3 protein-coding genes are annotated in these 2,119 nt (G+C 37.0%); all 3 read right to left on the reverse strand.

Features of this window, described 5'->3' with window-relative positions; all coding sequences use genetic code 11:
- The coding region (locus ABY905_RS16760; protein ID WP_372645958.1) for a dTDP-4-dehydrorhamnose 3,5-epimerase family protein at positions 1 to 260 on the reverse strand (260 nt) is incomplete at its 3' end.
- 119 nt (positions 261 to 379) lie between these two features.
- Positions 380 to 763 (reverse strand): GxxExxY protein, encoded by a 384-nt coding sequence (locus ABY905_RS16765; RefSeq protein WP_372645960.1) that lies wholly within the window; start codon positions 761 to 763, stop codon positions 380 to 382.
- A gap of 53 nt (positions 764 to 816) precedes the next feature.
- On the reverse strand, positions 817 to 1,695 hold the full coding sequence (gene rfbA / locus ABY905_RS16770; protein ID WP_372645962.1) for a glucose-1-phosphate thymidylyltransferase RfbA: 879 nt from the start codon (positions 1,693 to 1,695) through the stop codon (positions 817 to 819).
- Between the last annotated feature and the right edge of the window lie 424 nt (positions 1,696 to 2,119).

The raw sequence follows: 2,119 nt of genomic DNA on the forward strand, positions 1-2,119 counted from the left end.
AGATCAACTGCCACATCCAAAACCTCACCTTCGATACAACGCAATAGCTTCGATTGCGTATAGGGGGGCCTCTGAAAGTGCAAACCTCTCAATACCCCTTTCGTTGATTTGGACTCATTGTCCTGAATAAAATCGATCTTCCCAATATGTTCTTCAAAGGCCTTCTGATTGAAAGACTCAAAAAAATAGCCTCTATCATCCCCAAAAACCTTGGGTTCGATTATGAAGACATCGGGTATATTTGTTTTTATATAATTCATTTTTTTTCTTATTCACAAACGTCTAACAGCTTCTTATAACTCACTCTGTAAGATCAACAAGAAACTAAGATTAAAATAATTCAACCACTAATTAGCACTAATGAACACTAATTAAACATTTACAAAATTACTCTCTTGTATCCTAAGCTACCGGATCCAAAGTTAACTAGTAAGCCTACTTTCTTGTCTGTAGCTTTCATATAATTCATTAATTGTGCCATATGATTATCATCGAGTGATTTCACAACTTTCAGTTCAACTATTATCTCATTATAACACAAAAAATCAGCATAATACTTCTTGTCCAATATTATTCCTTTGTAATTTATTTCAATTTGACATTCTCTAATATGATCTATATCTGATTTAATAAACTCAATCTCCAGGGCTTCTTGATAAACTCCCTCTAGAAACCCAGGGCCTAATTCAGAGTGAACAGCCATACATAAACCTACTATATCATAACATTCCTGTTTATAAGTATTATCTCTATCTGATTTCATTTTTTTTAAAATTAGTGATAATCAGTGTTAATTAGTGGTTAGAAAATAATTGTTTATTTCTCTGTAATTAACTTCAATAAGTACTCACCGTAGCCACTCTTGCTAAGAGGCTCTGCTAATTTTTGCACTTGTTCCGCTGTGATGTAGCCCATCTTATAAGCGATCTCCTCCAAACAAGCAATCTTTAAACCTTGTCGTGTTTCGACCGTTTCGATAAACTGGCCAGCGTCCAATAAGGATTTGTGAGTTCCCGTATCTAACCAGGCATACCCACGTCCCATCAACTCTACTTTTAGTTTGCCTCTATCCAAATATTCCTGATTCACCGAAGTAATCTCCAATTCTCCACGCGCAGATGGCTTCATTTCTTTGGCGATTTGAATCACATCATTGGTATAAAAGTACAAACCAATCACCGCATAGTTTGATAAGGGTTTCTCAGGCTTCTCTATAATAGACGTCACATTCCCCTTTTCATCAAAGCCTGCCACACCATATCGCTCCGGATCATTCACGTAATAACCAAAGACAGTCGAGTCTCCATTCTGTTCTACATTATGTCGCGCCTGGTGTAAAAGCTCTGTAAAGCCATGACCGTAAAAGATATTATCGCCCAAAACCATACAAACCGAGTCATCTCCTATAAAGTCCTCCCCTAAGATAAAAGCCTGTGCCAGACCATCCGGACTGGGCTGCTCCTTATAGGAAAGTTTCAATCCTAAATCTTCACCAGTACCCAATAGTTTGATAAAATTGGGTAGGTCTTCAGGGGTTGATATGATTAAGATTTCCTGAATACCCGCCAGCATCAAAACGGAGAGCGGGTAATAGATCATCGGTTTATCGTAAATGGGTAAAAGCTGTTTCGACACCCCTTTGGTTATGGGATATAGACGTGTTCCTGATCCACCTGCTAGTATGATTCCTTTCATGTTTAAACGTTTTCTTATGTCTAAACAAATATAAGGAAAATTCAAGATCAAAAGAGATCAAGGTTAAAGGTTAAAGTGAAATAAGGTTAAAGGAAATTTAAGGATAAAGAAAGGAAAAGTAAAAAAGTCGAAACCCCGAAGTCACGGGGGAAAAGTCCAAGGGGCAAAATGAATACAGTTATCGGCTATCAGTTATCAATACTGAGACCTTTAGACACTATCGACTTTTGGACTCTATTTATTAAACCACAGATTAACACTAATGATCACTAATTTTAAGAAAATATTTGTCACTGGTCACTAGACAATAGCGGTGCATCGAGCGTTCTTCGGAGCATATGACTCCTTAACACTTTAAACCTTTGAATTACACTTAAACCACTATCATATTAACGAGCCTGCAAGTAAATGACACAGATGAAAA

Origin of the sequence: Ancylomarina sp., assembly GCF_041555295.1 — a bacterium.
Classification (GTDB): Bacteria; Bacteroidota; Bacteroidia; order Bacteroidales; family Marinifilaceae; genus Ancylomarina.